This window comes from Streptomyces sp. NPDC002513, from assembly GCF_053595355.1.
Genome location: NZ_JBSFXK010000017.1, coordinates 73030 through 90280, shown reverse-complemented (window position 1 = coordinate 90280; position 17251 = coordinate 73030). Strand labels below are relative to the sequence as shown.

General features: G+C 72.1%; 14 protein-coding genes. 5 read left to right on the top strand and 9 right to left on the bottom strand.

The genetic code is table 11. The features are described 5' to 3' along the window. Positions 1 to 123: 123 nt before the first annotated feature. The 3 genes from ACWD5Q_RS14635 to ACWD5Q_RS14625 form a co-directional block, all read right to left on the bottom strand. Positions 124 to 510, bottom strand: a complete 387-nt coding sequence (locus ACWD5Q_RS14635) for a VOC family protein (RefSeq protein ID WP_451427337.1) — start codon at positions 508 to 510, stop codon at positions 124 to 126. Between the two features lie 295 nt (positions 511 to 805). Continuing rightward, a complete protein-coding gene (locus ACWD5Q_RS14630) occupies positions 806 to 1930 on the bottom strand; it encodes a hypothetical protein (RefSeq protein ID WP_451427336.1) in 1125 nt (374 codons plus the stop codon). Continuing rightward, on the bottom strand, positions 1924 to 2376 hold the full coding sequence (locus tag ACWD5Q_RS14625; RefSeq protein WP_451427335.1) for a TolB family protein: 453 nt from the start codon (positions 2374 to 2376) through the stop codon (positions 1924 to 1926). Before ACWD5Q_RS14625 ends, ACWD5Q_RS14630 begins: the two co-directional genes overlap by 7 nt. Before the next feature lie 477 nt (positions 2377 to 2853). Between ACWD5Q_RS14625 and ACWD5Q_RS14620 the strand changes: the two genes are divergently transcribed. Together ACWD5Q_RS14620 and ACWD5Q_RS14615 are read left to right on the top strand one after the other, a co-directional pair. Continuing rightward, positions 2854 to 3390 (top strand): hypothetical protein, encoded by a 537-nt coding sequence (locus ACWD5Q_RS14620; protein WP_451427334.1) that lies wholly within the window; start codon positions 2854 to 2856, stop codon positions 3388 to 3390. 605 nt (positions 3391 to 3995) lie between these two features. After that, positions 3996 to 4478, top strand: a complete 483-nt coding sequence (locus ACWD5Q_RS14615) for a hypothetical protein (protein ID WP_451427333.1) — start codon at positions 3996 to 3998, stop codon at positions 4476 to 4478. A 59-nt stretch (positions 4479 to 4537) separates the two neighbouring features. Here ACWD5Q_RS14615 and ACWD5Q_RS14610 read toward each other — a convergent pair whose 3' ends face one another. The 4 genes from ACWD5Q_RS14610 to ACWD5Q_RS14595 form a co-directional block, all read right to left on the bottom strand. After that, entirely contained in the window at positions 4538 to 4825 is a 288-nt protein-coding gene (locus ACWD5Q_RS14610; RefSeq protein WP_451427332.1) for a hypothetical protein, read from the bottom strand. A gap of 256 nt (positions 4826 to 5081) precedes the next feature. Beyond that, a complete protein-coding gene (locus tag ACWD5Q_RS14605) occupies positions 5082 to 8180 on the bottom strand; it encodes a fibronectin type III domain-containing protein (protein WP_451427331.1) in 3099 nt (1032 codons plus the stop codon). A gap of 324 nt (positions 8181 to 8504) precedes the next feature. After that, positions 8505 to 9017 (bottom strand): hypothetical protein, encoded by a 513-nt coding sequence (locus ACWD5Q_RS14600; RefSeq protein ID WP_451427330.1) that lies wholly within the window; start codon positions 9015 to 9017, stop codon positions 8505 to 8507. 161 nt (positions 9018 to 9178) lie between these two features. Then, entirely contained in the window at positions 9179 to 11173 is a 1995-nt protein-coding gene (locus tag ACWD5Q_RS14595) for an Ig-like domain repeat protein (protein ID WP_451427329.1), read from the bottom strand. Positions 11174 to 11586: 413 nt separating this feature from the next. On the opposite strand from ACWD5Q_RS14595, the gene ACWD5Q_RS14590 reads away from it, so the two are divergent. Continuing rightward, positions 11587 to 12465, top strand: a complete 879-nt coding sequence (locus ACWD5Q_RS14590) for an SCO2400 family protein (RefSeq protein WP_451427328.1) — start codon at positions 11587 to 11589, stop codon at positions 12463 to 12465. A 208-nt stretch (positions 12466 to 12673) separates the two neighbouring features. On the opposite strand, the gene ACWD5Q_RS14585 is transcribed toward ACWD5Q_RS14590, so the two are convergent. Continuing rightward, complete coding sequence (locus ACWD5Q_RS14585; protein WP_451427327.1) at positions 12674 to 13819, bottom strand: sensor histidine kinase; 1146 nt, start codon at positions 13817 to 13819, stop codon at positions 12674 to 12676. Positions 13820 to 13824: 5 nt separating this feature from the next. Then, complete coding sequence (locus tag ACWD5Q_RS14580; protein ID WP_451427326.1) at positions 13825 to 14490, bottom strand: response regulator; 666 nt, start codon at positions 14488 to 14490, stop codon at positions 13825 to 13827. Between the two features lie 271 nt (positions 14491 to 14761). Here ACWD5Q_RS14580 and ACWD5Q_RS14575 point away from each other — a divergent pair, with 271 nt between their 5' ends. Together ACWD5Q_RS14575 and ACWD5Q_RS14570 are read left to right on the top strand one after the other, a co-directional pair. Continuing rightward, a complete protein-coding gene (locus tag ACWD5Q_RS14575; protein WP_451427325.1) occupies positions 14762 to 15976 on the top strand; it encodes a DUF418 domain-containing protein in 1215 nt (404 codons plus the stop codon). Positions 15977 to 16314: 338 nt separating this feature from the next. Beyond that, on the top strand, positions 16315 to 16902 hold the full coding sequence (locus ACWD5Q_RS14570; protein WP_451427324.1) for a hypothetical protein: 588 nt from the start codon (positions 16315 to 16317) through the stop codon (positions 16900 to 16902). Positions 16903 to 17251 lie beyond the last annotated feature (349 nt).

The following is a 17251-nucleotide window of genomic DNA, read 5'->3' as shown; positions in this document are numbered from 1 at the left end:
CGGCGAGATCGCCGCGCAGTGAGGCCGTAACTCGGGCCTGAGTTCGCGGAGTTGCGCTCCGAGCGATGTCCTGAACTCGTGGTCACCGAGGGCGCCTCCGGCTCCCGGCACCGCTCTGGGGTCTCAGTCCATTCCGCTGCCGTACGGCCTGGTCAGAATCTCCAGGTTGTGTCCGTTCGGGTCGTCGAAGTATGTCCCGCGGCCGCCGTCGTTGTGGTTGATCGCGCCGGGGCGATGGTGATGCGGGTCCGCCCAGTAGGTCAGGCCCGCCTCGCGGACACGGGCGAAGATCGCGTCGAAGTCGTCCTCGGAGACGAGGAACGCATAGTGCTGCGGGGCGATCGAATCGTCCGTTTCCATGTAGTCCAGCGTCACGCCGTTCGGCATCTGTACCGGGACGAACGGACCGTAATCCGGTGCCACCTCCAAGCCCAGCAGATCCGCGAGGAACCGTGCGGACGCCACCTTGTCGTGTGCGGCGATGATCGTGTGGTTGAGTTCGACTGCCATCGGTCGGCCTCCTTCCCCTGGGTGCCAGAACCACCTTCCACGCTAGCAAGCGCTCGGGCCGACGCCATCGGTCTGTGGTCCCGTCCTGCTCCGACCTGCGACCGGGACCGAAACCGGGACCGGGAACCAGGGGGCGAGGGCCCTTCCTGGACTCCTGTGTGATCACCGAGGTCGGCAGTGGCGGCCCGGCCGTGACACGGCCGCTGCGCCGAAGCCCGGTGGCCCACCGTGAGGCGGTGGGCCACCGGGCTTCCGTGTGTCGGTGAGCCGCAGTCCCGACCAGCTCCGTACGGAACTATCGGGCGCTGTGGCTGTCGGGTGCGGGCAGGTGCTGACCGGGCACCACCGTGGGGTCGGGCGTCGGTCGGCCGCTGCCGGCGAAGGCCAGGGCCGAGACCCGGGAGGACCGCGCTGTGGCAGCCGGCGCCGACACCGCACCGCCCGGTGCCCAGTCGGTGGACGTCCAGGCGCTGCTCGCGGCGATCGCCGAGCCGATGGCGGTGCGGTTGGCGGGCGGGTACGACGTGTTGCCGCCGAAGGTCTGCACCACCGAGATGCTCACGGCGCGCTGGCTCAGGTAGTACGAGACCGGTGCCGAGAGCGTGGACCGGCTGGACCAGAGCATCGGGCCGTACGTGGCGGTGACGGCCCCGCCCGCGACGGCGTTCTGCCAGGTCCAGGTGTCCTCGACGACGGCCTCCGTCGGCGCGGACCACCAGAACCGGGCCAGGTTGGCGGCGACGTCCTCATGGGTCTTGCCGCCGATGGCCCAGAAGTCCCAGTCCTTGTCGAGCGTCACGTGCTCCATCGCCTGGGTGGCGTTGTAGCCGACCGTCACCAGGTTCGTGGTCTTCGGGTTCAGGGCGTTCAGGTAGTTCGTGACCGAGGCGGGGACGGTCTTGCCGTTCGTCAGCAGGACCACACCCGTGCCGTGGTACCCGAGCGCGCCGGCGGCCGTGGAGGCGGCGATCGGGTCGTGGTACTCGTTGCCGTCGGCGACGAAGACCCAGCTCGGGGTCGCGCTGATCTGCCTGGCGACCCGGGCCGACAGCGCGGAGAGGTCGGAGCCGTCGAGGCGCAGCGTCTTGTAGCCGAGCGCCTGCACCTGGTCGGCCACCTTGGAGCCGAGGATGCGGGTGCCGCCGTTCAGGTAGACGGTGCTGCCCTTGGGCAGTGAGCGCTTGAGTTCCGCGGCCGCTGCGGAGTCCAGCCCGCTGCCGGAGGTCATCAGAACCGGGCCCTGCTTCTCGGCACCGAGGGCGATCGCCGGGGCCGAGTACGTGGCGTTGTTGTAGGTCCAGTTACCCAGGCTGTCGGAGCAGCCGTAGTTGGTGCGCCGTTCGAAAGCCAGCGTGCCCGGAGGGCCGGCCGTCGGGTGGATGTCGCAGACCGTCGACGGCTCCTGGGCGTCCGTCAGCAACGGCTCCGGCTCCCACGAGCGTCCGAGGGCCCGTAGGCGAGCTGGCCGCCCGTGCTGAACACCACGTACCGGCCGTCCAGCCAGAAGGTCGGGTCCTCATAGGACGCGCTGGAGCGCACCTTGGTGGCCCGGGGCAAGGCGACGAGCGAGGTGGTGCCCGTGACGCGGCCGGTGGCCAACTGGCTCCCTCCGGCCACCACCTTGCTGCCGTCCGGCGACCAGTTCGGGGTGTACCCGGAGTTCGGGATGTTGGAGACGGAACGCAGCCCCGTCCCATCGGCGTTGACGGTTTCCACGCCGGTGGATCCGCCGTACAGGCCGATCTGACCGGCCGTGACATCACCTGTCGCGGCCTGCGCGCCCGGTGCCGTCGCACCAAGCAGGCCGGCTGCCAGCGAGGCAGCCGACGCGAGCGCCGCGACATGGCGGCGCGGGCGAGAATTCAACGAGAAGCCCCCCATAAGAGTGCCTGTTTGTCTGCCGCAAGCGTCTCGGCCCGTCGCATCCCGGGGTACCGGTGTACCGGGGTACCGCCCGGGCGATCCCGGCGCCGGCCTGTATCGCGCAGCGCTCCGGCTGTCGGCGATCACTTGTGAGCAGGAGCAGGAGCAGGAGCAGGAGCAGGAGCAGGAGCAGGAGCAGGAGCAGGAGCAGGAGCAGGAGCAGGAGCAGGAGCAGGACGATATGCGATGCCGCGCGTGCCGCCGGAAAGCGCATGCGAACAATGAATGAACAATGCGCGGTGAGGCCGGCGTGGCTCATCCCGCATCCGCTTGCGGCTCCTCGTGGACGCCCCTCCGGGATCGCCGGGGCCGAGTGCCGCCGAAAGGCCCACCATCGGGATTCGCCGGACCCCCGTCCAGTCAGCGGTTACGGTACGGACATGCCGCGCTACCCGCCGCGGTCATACGAGGAGGAGTCCTGTGTCATCGCCCTGTGACCCCGAGTACGCTCCCGTCGGTGATGTCGGCGCAGCGCTCATGATGATCGACTCCCGGCTGAAAGCCGTCTACAACAGCAAGACCGAGACCGACCCCGAACAGCAGCAGATGGTCGACCAGTTCGCCGCGTCCCTGGGCCCTACGGGAGTCGATGCGCTGCTGGACGGCACGTGCACGCTCATCTACATGTTCATGACGTGGCTGCGGACGGCCTGCGAGGACCACGACAAGGACGTCATGGAGTACGTGGTGCCCACCCTGGTGGCCACGATGCGCATGATGCCCAAGACCTTCCGTCCCGAGGTCATCCCCACCATGGCCGGCCTGATCATCGCCGCAGGCACCGGCCTGAGCCCCAATTTGTGGCGCGCGCAGTACGGAGACTGGACCGAGGCCGAGATGAATCCCCTGGAAGCCACGGCCGTCCTGCTCGCGGAGCACATCAACCGGATCTCCGACGACCACGACTTCGCCACCCGCTTGATCGCCGAGGCTCTGTCCAGCTCGGACCAGGACTGACGTGCGGCGTCCTCGCGCGAACACGCGACCCGGCCCATGTGTCCCGAAGGCACGCGTGCCACACCGAAGTGCCCCTTCGGGGCAGAGCCTCTGACCGGCGCGCTCACCCCTCGCCGGCGCGAACCCGCGTCTGCTCCAGGTGTGTCCGGGCACGGGAACCTCGACGAGCTTTGAGCGTCCCGCCCAGCCCCGGACGGCGCGGGTCCGCCGACCAGTTCTCGCCCTCCCGCCCGAACAAGTGTCCACAATCCGTATGCTCCGCGCATGAGACTCTTCCGGCCGCGCGGCCGAGACGACGCTGGACGCATGGCACCCTTGGCCCACGCCACGGCCCTGCACCGCGCCGGGCGCTATGCCGAGGCGGAGGCCGAGGCCCGCGCCGTGGCTGCTGCCCGGTCCGGGCAGTACCACGACAGCGATGCACCGCTTGCGCTGAGTATCGCCGCGATGGCGACGAGCGCCCAGGGCCGCCACGCAGAGGCGCTCGCCGCATACGACGCACTGCTTCCCGTCTTCGGAAGGATCTTCGGCGCCGAACACTGGCAGACCCTGAAGCTGCGCTCGGACCGCGCCCAGACGCTCAGCATGCTCGGCCGGCACACTGAATGCGAAGCAGAGTGCGCGGCCGTCATCCGGCCGCGGCCCGCGGCTTCGGGCCGCAGATGCCGGTCGTGGAGGCGGCCGCCCGCAACGGACAGATCTACGCCCTCAACGGGCAGAGCCGCCACCCGGAGGCCGAGACGCTGGCCCGTAGGGCTCTCGCCGCCCGTCCCGTACCGGACCGGTTCACCCTGGTCCTGCGGCTCGGCCTGGCCCGCAGCCTCAACGGCCAGGCCCGCCACGAGGACGCTCTCGCCGAGGCGGAGCGCATGGGCAAGCTGCGCCGCCGCATGTCCGATGGGGAGCGCCGCCCGGAGACCGGCGCCGTCGAACTGACCATGGCCGCCGCTTACTTGGGGCTGGGCCGCGGTACCGAGGCCCGCGCCCAGGCCGTGGCCGCTCACGAAGCCTGTCTGGCCGCCTTCGGCCCGGACCACCACCGCACCACCGAGGCCCGAGCACTGCTCGCCCGCGTCAACAGCGCTTGACCAGGCACGCCGCGATGCCGCCGGCGCCGGCCGCTCGGCGTCCGTCGGCTTTCGGAGGGTCAGGCCGGGCTGTCCTGGGAGAGGGCGGCGCGGATCTGGTCCGTCGTCGGCAGGGCGCCGACGCGGCAGGACAGACTCGGTGGCCGGCCGGGCGGGGTCCAGGGGTCCGTTCCGTCGATCAGGAGGGTGGGGGAGCCGTGCATTCCCGCGGCCTCGGCCGCTTCGGGCTCCGTGATCTCGCGCCAGACGACGGTGACGTCGGACCGGTTCACGAGTGCCTGGTCCAGCCGAGCGCGCAGGACAGCCGTATGCGGGCACTCGGGGACGACCAGCACGGTCAGTTCCATGACCACCTCCCTGTGTGATGAGCCCCGGTGTGACCGGGGCGCCGGTTCGCCGACCAGCTTCGTCTCGCGGGCGGGCCGCGTCCAGACGGTGACGCGGCCGCGGGCCGGACGGCCGGCGCCCGCCCGCCCGGCTGTGCGACGGCCTACGGTGCCCCGCCGCACGCCCGGCAGTGCACAGGACGACGGCGCCCCGCCGTCCGTCGGTGTGACGGGCGGCGGGGCGGATGCGGGGCAGGGCGGTTGCGGGGGCGGGGCGTCAGGTCGAGGCGGGCACCGCCGGGCGGGTACCGGGGACGGCTCCGTAACCCATCTGTTCCGGGGTGCCGCCGTCCTGGCCGTAGACCTGGACCCGGTAGCAGGACGTGGCCCCGGCCGGCGCGGTGGTGTCCAGGTAGGACTCCGCGGTGCCGGGCAGGGTCGAGGTCAGCTCGTCCCACACCTGGGTGGCGGGGTTCCAGCGCTCGACCGTGACCGAGGACGGTGCCGGGCACCAGTCGGACTGGCAGGACCATGTCCAGGTGAGCAGCACACCGTCCGCGGAGCCACTCGCTGCCAGGGTCATGGAGGCGCCGTAGCCGTCGCCTATCCACGGCAGCACCGCGGCCTCGGAGCGCACCCCGGAGGCGTCCACGGCCACCACCGCGTAGGAGGCGCCGGAGGAGGTCCAGGGCGCGGCCGTGTCGGTCAGGGTGGTGTCCGTGACGGGCTGGTCCTGGACCCGTGTGCCGGGGTTGGCGGCGTTACCCCAGTACCGGTACACCAGGTACCCCGTGGCGCCGGGGACGGGCTGCCAGGACAGCACCGCGTCGGTGCCGTCCTGCCGCGCGGCCAGTCCCGCCGGCCGGTCGGGACGCGTGGTGCCCTCGGGGTACGGACGCACCGCGCAGTCGTCGTCGGAGAAGTCCGAGCGTTGCCCTGCCGCGTCGACGGCGATCGTCCGGTAGCAGGAGGGAATTCCGGCCGGTGCGCCGGTGTCGGTCCAGTCCGGGGAGGCCGTCGCGGGCAACTCCGCGATCTTGACGGGCACGGTGTCCGTCTCGGTGCGGCGCCAGACCTCGTAGCGGGCCGCGGTGGGGTCGTTGACGGACCAGGTCACCCGGATGCCGTCGGTGGTGCCCGTCGCGGTCGGCAGATCGGGCGCCTGCGGGGCGGGGGCGGGTTCGTCGGACACGTCGATCCAGATCGGATCGCTGTAGGTGCCCTGGAAACCGCGCACCGTGAGGCAGTAACGGGCCTTGGGCCACGGGTTGGTGTCCAGGTAGGAGGAGAGGGCGGTGTGGAAGGTGTCGGCGTTCGTGCACGGGCTGCCGTAGGTCGTGCGGTACAAGTAGTAGAGGTAGGCCTCGGACGCCGGGGAGTCGTCCCAGTCGAGGAGGAGGCCGCCGTCGACACGGGTGGCGGTCAGCCCGGTGGGAGTGGACGGCTTGGGTGCCGGCGGAGCCAGCCGCTTGAGCTGCACCACGGTGCCCGAGGAGCGGTTGCCCACCTGGTCCACCGCGACGACCCGGTAGTACGGGGCGGCGTCGGCGGCGATCGGGCCGTCGGTGAGGGTGCAGCGGACCTCGTCCTCGGTGCCGGGCACATCGGCACACTGGGGTGTGCGGAGGCTTCCGGTGTCGGTGAACGGGCCGTCGGGGCCCGCGCTGCGGGTGATCTGGTAGCCGGCGAAGTCCTGGTCGTAGCCGGGCCAGCCGTGGGTGGTCCAGGTCAGGGTGGCGGTGGTGCCGCCCTCGGGCGCGGTGACCTCCGGCGCGCCGGGCGCGGCGGGCGCGGTGGTGTCCGGCGGCAGCGGGCGGTCGACGGCGACCGGCTCGGTCCAGGCCGAGTACGCGCGCGGGGTGCCGGCGTCGATCACCTTGCCGGCGGCGCGCACCCGGTAGTAGCGGGTGCTGCCCGCGGGCAGAGCGGTGTCGGTGAACTGCGACGCGGTGAGCGGTGCGCCGGCGCGCAGGGTCCAGGGGCCGGAGGCCGAGGAGGCGGACTGCACCTGGTAGCCGTCGGTCAGTCCGTGCACGGGGCTGCCGACCGGGTTGTCGGCCCAGTCCAGCGCGGCGTTGCCCGCGCTGAGCGCGCCCGTGAGTCCGGTGGGCTGCCGCGGCGGGTACAGGCCGGTGTCGGGACGCAGCGCCGAGGCGACGGTCCTGGCGTACTCACCGGGCTCGGTGGTGGCCGGGGCGGACTCGTTGCCGGCGGTGTCGACGGCGGTCACCCGGTAGTACGCGGTGATGCCGATCGGGGCGTCCTTGTCGGCGTAGGCGTTGTCCTGGACGACCCGGGCGTCGGCCTTCCTGATCTTGGTCCAGGGGCCGCCGGGGGCGGTGGCACGGTAGACGTTGTAGCCGGCGAAGGAGTCCTTGGTGCTGTAGTCGTCGTCCCCACTCGGGCCCCAGCTCAGGTGGTTCTCGCCGAGGTCGTCCTCGGGGTCGGGCACCCCGTTGCCGTTGAGGTCGATGTCGCCGTAGCCGTCGGCGCCCAGGTTGTCCGGAGCCCGGGGCGGGGTGGTGTCGGCCGGGACGGCCGAGACGTTCGCCGAGGGGCGGGACTGGTTGCCGGAGCGGTCCACGGCGGTGACGGCGAACCAGTACGTGGTGCCGTTGCGCAGCCCGGTCGAGGTGAACGAGGTGCCGGTCAGCAGACCGGAGCCGCTGATCCGGTGCGCGGTGTCGATCGCCACGGGGGTACTGGTGGAGCGGTAGACCCGGTAACCGGCCAGGTCCGCTTCGGGGTTGCGGGCCCAGCTGACGGTGGCCCGGCCGTCACCGCGCGTCGTCTTGGCGGAGGCGGGGGCCCGGGGGGCGACCCTGTCCGGAGTGGTCGGGGCAAGGCTGACGGCGACGTTGGCCGAGCCCGTGAAAGCCACGTAGTCGACTCGCACGGTGTGCTTCCCGGCGGGCACGGTCAGCTTGACGCTCGCCTGCTGGGTGGAGGCGTAGTCGCGCCACAGACTGACGTAGCGCGTGCCGTCGACCCAGACCCGGACGCCGTCCTGGGCCGCGGTCTTCAGCAGGAAGGGGCCGCCCCCGCCGAAGTCGCGGCGCATCGTCCAGCGGGCGCCGAAGCGGTCGTTCGGCAGGGATGTCCCGGCGGGATGGCCCTTGCCCCAGCTCTCGTTGATGGATGTGTCGCACAGTGACGTGCGCGGTGTGCCGGTGAGGGTGGTGTTGGCGTAGTAGTCGGCCTTCCACACACCGTCGGCGCAGCTCAGGGATGCGACCGGCGCTGTGTCCGGACGGGACGGGGGCGGGGTCTGCACGATACTGGCGATGAGCGCGGCCCCGGCGGCGGCCGCGGTGACCGGCCACAGCAGCCGGTGCGGCACCCGGGCGCGGAATTGCGGGGGAACGGGTCTGCCCATACGGGGCGTCATCCTTCCTCAGGTCCGGCGCACCCGGAGCGGCATGACGGCTCGGGTGTGCACCGGGAGATCGCTTCTGCCGCCGGAATGATGACATGCGAACAGGTATTCGCGTGAGGGTTTGGTAAGAAACCGTGTCCATATCCGGAAACACTCCCCCGTTCCCGGGCGGCGGAACAGCCGGAACGAGGTTCACGGGAGAGGAGTACGACGTGGCCGGAGCCGGAGTCGAAGTCAGAAACGAAGCCGGCGTCGGAGTCGGAGTCGGAGTCGGCGTCGGAGTCGGAGTCGGAGTCGGAGTCGGAGTCGGCCGAGGGTCCCTCGTCAGTCCGCCATGCCCAGGTCTTCGCGCATGACCCGGCGCATGGCGGTGAGTTTGGGCTCCGCGGCCTTCAGGTCGCGCAGCGCCTGATCCGCGCTGTCACCCTCTCTCGTCAAGCCGCGATCGATGCGCTTGGCGACGGCGTCGACCGCGGCGAGGACGACGTTCACCTCACGGGACGCCGTGAGCACCGCCTCGGGAACGATCATCTGGGCCTCGGCGTACCGGTCCCGGTAGTCCCGCCGGGCCTCCTCGACCTGGCCGCGGTCCTCGTCGGTGTAGACCCCGTCGCGCAACCGGTGCAGGGCGTCCTTCAGCATGGTGTGGAAGTGACGGGAGGCCCGGTTCATCGCGGTGTACGCGGCGCGCCGCTCCTCGAAGCGCCGTTTCGCCTCCTCGGCCCGGCTCTCCTCCGCCCGCTGACGCTTCGTCGCCCAGGTCGTGACCAAGGGGGCGAAAAGTGTGCCGAGCACTCCGACGATGGCAGTGACCATGGCGGCTGTGGCGGCACCCATGCCTGCGACCTTATCGGTTGACCTCCGTCGGGCGCGCGGTCGCGCGGTGAGGGGGTGGGTGCGGGGCGCTTCGGTGTCCCGGGGCCGCACAGCGACGTGCGCGGGTCCCCTGCTGCGGACCCGCGCACGTCACGTCCGCCTTCGGCGGGACGGACCGGACGTCAGCGGGTGAAGATGAAGTACTTCCAGGTCCCGTACGTCGTCGAGTTCACGTTGTCGCCCGACGCCGTGTCGATGTAGGACGACCGGATCCGGAAGCGGACGCCCGTCGGCGGGGTGCCCGTGAGTTCGAACGTGTCCTTGCCGCCCGAGCCGAGTTCGAAGTACTCGGACTTCGTGGCGTGCCAGGCGCCCTTGTCGTAGCGCTGCACCTCCACCTTGTACGTGCGGTGCGGGTACGCCGTCATCGTCGTGCTGTAGGCGGGGTCCTTGGACTGGTGGAAGTAGCGGTACGTCTGGTTCCACGCCGTCTTGCTCGTGTAGTAACCGCTGAGCGCGGACGACAGCTTGACCCGCGCGCCGACCGTGCTGGCCGCCGTCGCGGGCGCGTACCGGGTGTCACCCGTGAACTTGGCGGTGACCTTGGTGTCACGGGTCAGGTAGAGGGTGACGGACAGGTTTCCGGAGGAGTCGACCGTGCCGGACCTGACCAGCTTCTCGGGCTTGTCGGCGCCGTAGGGGTCGGCGTAGATCCCGACGGTGCGGTTCTTGTACGTCGTCCCCAGGTGCGCCGTGAACTTCACCGCGCTGTTGTACGCGTACACCTTGCCGTTGTTGGTGAGCGTGACCGTGGTCGCCGTGCGGGCGACGTTCACCGTGCTCTTGGCGGTGGCGGCCGCGTGGTAGGTGTCGCCCGCGTAGGTGACCGTGTACGTGACCTTGCCGCCGGCCGACGGGGTGTCGGCGAAGGAGTACGAGCCGTCGGCGCCGACCGTCGCCGTGCCGAGCGCCTTGCCGGACGGGGACTCGTCGTCGGTGCGGGTGACGGAGACCGTGGTGCCGGAGGGGAACGTGGTGTCCGACGTCAGCTTGCCCGTGAGGGTGAGGGACGTGGCGCGGGCGGCGGTGGCCGGGGCGGTCGCCGTGAGGGTGGTGTCCGCCTTGGTCGGGTCGTCGAAGACGCGCAGCGCGTACACGTCCGCGTCGTTGTGCGACACCGCGAACAGCTTGCTGGCGTCCGGCGCCCAGGCGAGACCCGAGGCCGCGAGGGTGTCGGAGCCGCTGCTGGTACCGGTGTTCGGGAGGTCGTACTGCCGCACCGGCGAGGAGATGCCCGGCTCGAAGACGTGGACGTCCGGGTCGTACCAGGAGAAGGTGCCCGCGGCGACCGCGCCGTTCGGGGCGATGTCGACCGCGTTCGGGTAGGAGTTGGTCGTGTAACTCCCGTCCTGCGACAGGTCCGAGAGCTTGAACACCTCCTGACGGTAGGGGGCGCCGCTGGCCGTGACGACGTCCTTGCCGTCCGGCGTGACGGCGAGGTCGGTGAGGTTGCTGCTGTCGCCCGGGTCGAAGGCATAGGCGGTGCGGTTCGCCGCGCCCGACGACACGTCGTACACGGCGAGTTCGGCCGGGCTCTGCTCGGGGGCGCCCGCGACGATGGTGCCCGGGGCGCCGGCCGAGGAGCCGAGGATCGGCGCTTCGTTCCAGGTGCGGGTGGCGTCCTGCTGGAGCGCCACGACCGGGTCGCCGCCGCTCAGGTCGAGCGAGCCGATGTTGCCGCCGCTCTGGTCGCTGTAGCCGAACCAGAGCTTGCCGCCGGCGAGGGCCGGGTACTCGGGCTCGCTGCCGTCGCCCGTCGGGTAGCGATGGGCCTCGGTCGCGGTCGCCGTGTCGATGGCGACGATCGCGTCGGCGTACTGGACGGCCGCGTACAGGGTGCCCGAGTCGGCGGAGAGTTCCAGGCCGCGGACGCCCGGCAGTGACTCGATCGTGCCGACGACGGTACCGCTGTAGTCGGTCGCGACGACCTTTCCGCTGACCGGGTCGCTGATGAAGACCCGCTGGTGGACGCCGTCCACGACGACGTCACCGGTCGACTTGACCGGCAGGGTGGTGCTGGAGTCGGCCAGCGCGGGTGCGGCCGACGTGACCGCGAGCGCGGCCGAGCTGAAGAGGACCGCGAGTGCCGTCGCGGCCGGAAGAGTGCGTATGCGCACGGTGTTTTCAAACCCCCGGGACGGTGAAGAACCCCTGAAGGAAACGGGGAAGTTCCCGGAGCGTAGGTCACACCGGCGACGGTAGGGGCAAGCAAGAGTCAACGGTGATCAAAGAAGTGGCCGCTCAGGAACGGAGCCCGGGCGGGACACGCACCATGCTCGGTGCGGTGCGGGCCGGCGTGCGACACCGTGCTCCCCCGGCCGCGCGGGAAAGCGGGACAGCCCGACCACACCACACCACACCACACCACACCACACTCACGAACGCACAGAGAACCCACCCAGGAGTGCCACATAGGCCGCACACAGTCTCACGAAAGCCTCGTTAGCGTTGCTGGCCGCTGGAACCCGCGTGCGAACGTGGTCAGGCCGCGGCCGAGGCCGCAGGCGCAGTCGACACAGGAAGACCGCAAATGGACTACTGCTCCTCGTGCCGTCGGCATCTCAATGGCGCCCTGGTGTGTCCGGGGTGCGGCGCCTACGCCCCCGACATCGCTCCCTCCACGGCCCTGCGCGCCTCCGCACCGGGAACGGGCGCGGCGGTGACCGGAAGCCGGACGCGGGAGTCCGCCCTCTTGGGTACGTGGCACGACAGTGACCTCCCCGACAAGGCGGCGGCCCTGGCCGGTGCGGAGCAGGCTCCGCCCTTCCGGCCGTCCGGTGACGTGGACGGTCCTCCTCCCGCGTCGCAGGGCCGGGCGGCCCGGCGCCGTCAGTTGGCCCGCTGGAAGAAGAACAAGCGGCGCGCCGCGGTCGCGACCGCCGTCGCGCTCGTCGGTGGCGGTCTGACCATGACCGCGCTGGACCGGCACTCCGCCGACCGGGCCCAGGCGGCCACGGCGCCGGACGAGGGGAACATGGGCGTCGCGGGGGAACAGACCGCCGGGGAAAGCCTCCCGGAGCCGGCCCCGCCGGGTACTCACCGGTCCGCACCGTCGCCGCGGCCCGCGCACACCACGTCCCCCGCGCCCGCCCTGTCCCCCGCCCAGCCGTCCGCCGCCGGCATCCCCCGTCGGCAGAGCCTCGTCACCACGCCCCGCACCGTCCGGCCGGACTCCGCGGCCACTTCCCCTCCCGCGCAGACCCCGGTCGCGCGTCCGCGGATCACCGCGCCCGTCTCCGGTGGTACGACGGCCGCCGGCGGCACCGGTACGGCCACGCAGCAGCCGTCCACGCCGCCGCCCCCGCCCGCGACCACCGGCCAGACGGCCCCGGGAACCCCGCAGCCGGACCCCGTGGCGGCACCGACCTCGCCGTCGCATCTGTGCCTGCTCGTGGTGTGCCTCGGCTGACCGGCCATCCCGTGCCGGGAGCCGCGCCCGGCAGGAACCTGGTCGCGCCCTCGGGATCGTCCTCCTGGGCGGCGACGGCCGGCTGAGGTTCCGGTGACGGCTCCGGCGGGCGAGGGCGGGGTCGGGCGGGTCGGGTCGGGTCGGGTCAAGCAGGTCAAGCGGGTCAAGCGGGTCAAGCGGGTCAAGCGGCTCAGGCGGGTCAGACGGGTCAGTCCGCGTGGGCCGGGATCCGCATCCGTACCCGGAAGCCTCCGTCCGCCGTCGGGCCCGACTCGAAGGTGCCGTGCAGGATGTCGGCGCGTTCCTTCAGGCCCACCAGACCCTGGTGCGCGCTCGGGAGGGGAAGGGAGGGGCGGGAGGGCGCGGTGTTGCTGATCGTGACGCCGACGTCGGGGCCGTCGTGCCACAGCTCGACGGTGGCCTTGGCTCCGGGGGCGTGCTTGCGGACGTTCGTCAGTGCCTCCTGCACGGTGCGGTAGAGCGCACGCTGCGCGGGCGTACCCACGGCGGGCGAGAGTTCGCCCGCCAGCTCCGCCTCGATACCGCTGGACGCCACCAGCTTGCGCAGGTCGGCCAGGGTGGGCTGCGGGGTCAGTTCGGTGACGTCGCCGCCGGAGGCGCGCAGCAGCGTGACCATGGTGCGCAGCTCGTCCAGCGTGCCGACGCTCAGCGCGCGGATGGAGCGCGCGGCCTCCCGGGTCTCCGGGTCCTTGGCGGCGACCTGGACGGCTCCCGCCTGCACGGCGATCAGGCTGACCTGGTGGGAGACCACGTCGTGCATCTCGCGGGCCAGCTGGGCGCGTTCGCGGGCGAGGACGGCCTGCGCGTGCAGGGCGCGTTCGTGCTCCCTCGCCTCCTCGATCTCCACCAGGCGCTGCGACACGTCGTGCCGGGCCTGGACGAGCTGGCCGAGCAGGACGGGGGTCGCGGCAGTGGCCAGGGTGTAGACGAAGTCGACCAGGGTCCAGGTCCGGCCGAGCCATCCGCCGTGGTCCGGCGGCCAGGGGATCGCGGTGGCGATCGCGGACAGGGTCGCGCACACGGCGAGCACACGGCGGTCCCGGGTCCGCACGGCCAGGGTGTACAAGGCCGCGAGCGGGGCGACGAGGATGTCCTGTATCAGGGTGGCCGGCAGGGTGAGCAGGAAGACGAACAGCGGAAAACGCCGGCGCAGGGCGAGGGCGGCACAGGCGACGGCGAGGAGCGTCAGGCCGAACGGCGTGCCGTCCGAGAGATTGAGCCCCGCGTCGACGGCGGCGAGGGCGACCAGACCGGCGTCGACCACGGGCGCCGGTACGCGTTCCCAGAGCGGCTTCCCGTCGAGCCGGGTGGCGGTCCCGGTGGTACCCGTCATCTCGATCACCGCCCTTCCCGGTCGGTGTCCAGCAGCCCGGCCCGCTGGGCGAGCAGGGCGGCCTGTACCCGGCCGGCCACGCGCAGCTTGGTGAGGATGGCGCTGACATGGTCCTTGACCGTGCCGGTGCCCAGGTGCAAGCGGGCTCCGATCTCGGCGTTGGACAGGCCCTGCGCCAGCAGGACGAGCACGTTCCGCTCCCGCTCGGTCAGCAGCTCGACACGGGCCGCGTCCTCGTCGACGGGGGAGGGCTCGGTGCCGGGGTGGGTGTGCAGCAGGGTCCGGGACGCCTGCGGGGACATCACCACCCCGCCGGCGGCCAGCGTGCGTACCAGTTGGGCGAGCTGCTCGGGTTCGGTGTCCTTGAGCAGGAAGCCGGCCGCACCGGAGTGCAGGGCCGTCAGGACGTACTCGTCGGCGTCGAAGGTCGTCAGCATCGCCACGACGGGCGGATCCGGCAGGGCGCGCAGCTCCCGCAGTACCGTGAGGCCGTCCACGTCCGGCATCCGGATGTCGAGCAGGACGATGTCCGGCCGGTGCTCCCGGACCGCGTCGAGGGCGTCCGCGCCGGTCGCGGTCGCGACCACCTCGATGTCGTCCGCCGCGTTGAGGATGAGGCTGAAGCCGGACCGGACCAGTGCCTCGTCGTCGACCACCGCCACCCGGATCACGTGCGCTCCGCCCTCCGGTTCGTAGCCCCTCCCCACCGACCCTGGAGTCCGCCTCCGGCCCATGGATCGATCCGCCTCCCCCACCGATCCAAGGATCCGCCTCCCCGGCGGTCCCGGCATCCGACTCCCCACCGGCCCGGGTCCGCCGCCGCCCGCCGCGCTGTCGCAAGCCCGCTCCAGCCGGTCGGGGGGCCGGTCGCCGCCGGTCGGCGGGGATGGCGCGGACTCCTGCCGGATACCCCGCTGACCAGTACTTTTCCAGTCTGGAGGCATGACATACGACGCAGTCCTCGTCGCACCCCCGGCCCCGGTGGCCAAGAGCGCGACCGGAATACGGGAGAACGGAACACGGGAGAACGGGCGGCCCTCGACGGGACGCCTGGTCGGCGTGGACCTGGCTCGCGGCCTGGCTGTCTTCGGGATGTTCGCGGCCCATGTCGGCCCCGACCCGAGCAGGGGCGGCGTCACCGGCTTCCTGATGGAGCTGGCGCACGGCAGGTCCTCCGCCCTGTTCGCCCTCCTGGCCGGCTTCGCGGTCGTTCTCATCACCGGGCGCCGTACGCCGAAGACCGGGCAGGCCGGCCGCCAGGCCGTCGCCAAGGTGATCATCCGGGCGGTCATCCTGCTGGCCCTGGGCAGCGCCCTGACCGCGTGGGGCGCCCCGGTCGATGTGATCCTGGCCTTTTACGGGCTGTACTTCCTGCTGGTGGTGCCCCTGTACCGGCTCGGCGCGGGGACGCTCGCGGCGCTCGCCGCCGGTACGGCCCTGGTGTTCCCGCAGCTCCTCTACGTGCTGACGCCGCTGGTCGGCGGCGGGTCCGGCGCGGCCGGTGAGCCCGACGGTCTCGTCTCACTGCTGCTCACCGGCAGCTACCCGGCCCTGACCTGGCTCCCGTTCGTCCTGGCCGGTATGGCCCTCGCCCGGCTCGACCTGGCCTCGGCGGCCGTCCGCACCCGCATCGCCCTGACCGGCGTCGCGCTCGCGGTCGTCGGCTACGGCGGCTCGTGGCTGGCGCTGCACCTCGTCCCCGGTGCCCTCGACGCGATCGCGGCCTCCGGGTCCGGCACGGCGGCGGCGTCGGCCTGGTGGTCCGACACCGCGGGCTACCCGACCGGTACCACTGCGGACTGGCTGCTGGCCGCCTCCCCGCACAGCGAGACGACCCTGTCGATCCTCGCCAACACGGGTGTGGCGCTCACCGTCCTGGCCGTCTGCCTCACCGCCATGGACGTCTTCCCCCGGCTGCGCCGCCTGGCCCGGCCCGTGATCGCGGTCGGCTCCATGTCGCTGACGGCGTACGTCTCCCACATCGTCGCCATCCAACTCCTGGGCATCGACGAACTGCCGGGCCCGGCACTGCACGTGCTGCTCGGTTTCATCGTGGCGATCGCCGTCTTCGCCACCGTGTGGTCGCGCTTCTTCCAGCGCGGGCCTCTCGAATGGGCGATGAGCAAGGCGACCGGGATCGCCCGGCACATCCCCTGACGGGAGGGTGACCGTCGGGCCACCTCCGTGACCCTGTAGGTACCGTCCGCACCCGTTCGGCACCCGGCCATCGCCGGGTGCCGAACGGGTGCCGGGCTTCTTCCGTGCCGGGGCGTGCGCCGCCCCGGCACGGTCGGTCTTCGGGGCGGTCGGACTCTGCGGCGGTCGGACTCCGGGGCAGTAGGTCTACGCGGCGGTCGGCGACCGCACGCCTTCGGTGCGCCACCACACGGAGGGCACCGCCATCCGGGCGGGTTCGGGTGCGGTCCGGCCCGGTCTCAGGACAAGGACGCGACCGGTGCGCACACTGGTGCCCTCGTGAGCAGGCGGGAGAGACGGTGGACGACCTCGGCCTCCGAAGGGCCCGGAAAGACGCCGGCACGGGCGGTGGCGGCGCCGCCCCTCAGCCGGGAGTCATCGGCATCGCGCTCGCCGCTGTGCTGACAGCCGCACTCGCACAGGGTTCCTGGCAGTGGTTCGCGACCTACCTCGGCGTGACGCTTCTCGTGCTGGTCTTCTGCTTCTACCGCCTGCCGGCGTGGGCACCCGGCCTCCGCTCGTCGTACGCCGTGAACCTGACGGCGTACTCGGTGGTCGTGGGCCTGTGCGTCGCGCTCGCGCTGGCTCCGATGATGCAGCGCTGGGCATGGCTGTTCCCCATGCCGGGCACCCGCGGCGAGTGCCGTGAACTCGGCAGCTACGAGAGCATCCGCGTGGAGGCCGCACTGGCGAACCTCGCCGGACGCGACCGCGCGGCTCTGGCCCACGCACAGGACAGCCAGAGCCATGCCGTCGTGGCCGACTGCCTGGCGGCCACCACGACGCTGTGGCTGCCGGTGTACGGGCTCGGGGCGGCCGTCCTGGTGGGTCTGGGCGCCTGGTTCTTCGACCGGGCCCGGGCGCGAAGGGGAGCGGGGGGTACGTGAACCGCCGGACGGCGGAGCGTTCGTCGCGTCCGCTGTCGTACCCCGCTCGTACGTCGGGGCGCGTCCCCGTCGGTGTTTTTGAAGGACCTGGCGGACTCGGCGGACGCGACGAACCCGCGGACCCGGCGGTCGCGGGGTCGCGGTCGGAGTCCGAGTCGGCCGGCGAAGTACGGCTCGCAGCCCGGCCCTTGGGCTGTCCGAGCAAAGATGTTCATCGGATCGGGTGACCCGCTGCGGCGCCTCCGCACCCTCCGCACGCACCGCGCATGGACTGGGCCACGGGCCATGACGCGGCCGCCTGTCACCCCTCTTCGCGACCGGCTGCCCCCGCCCACACGCAGGCGCCTGC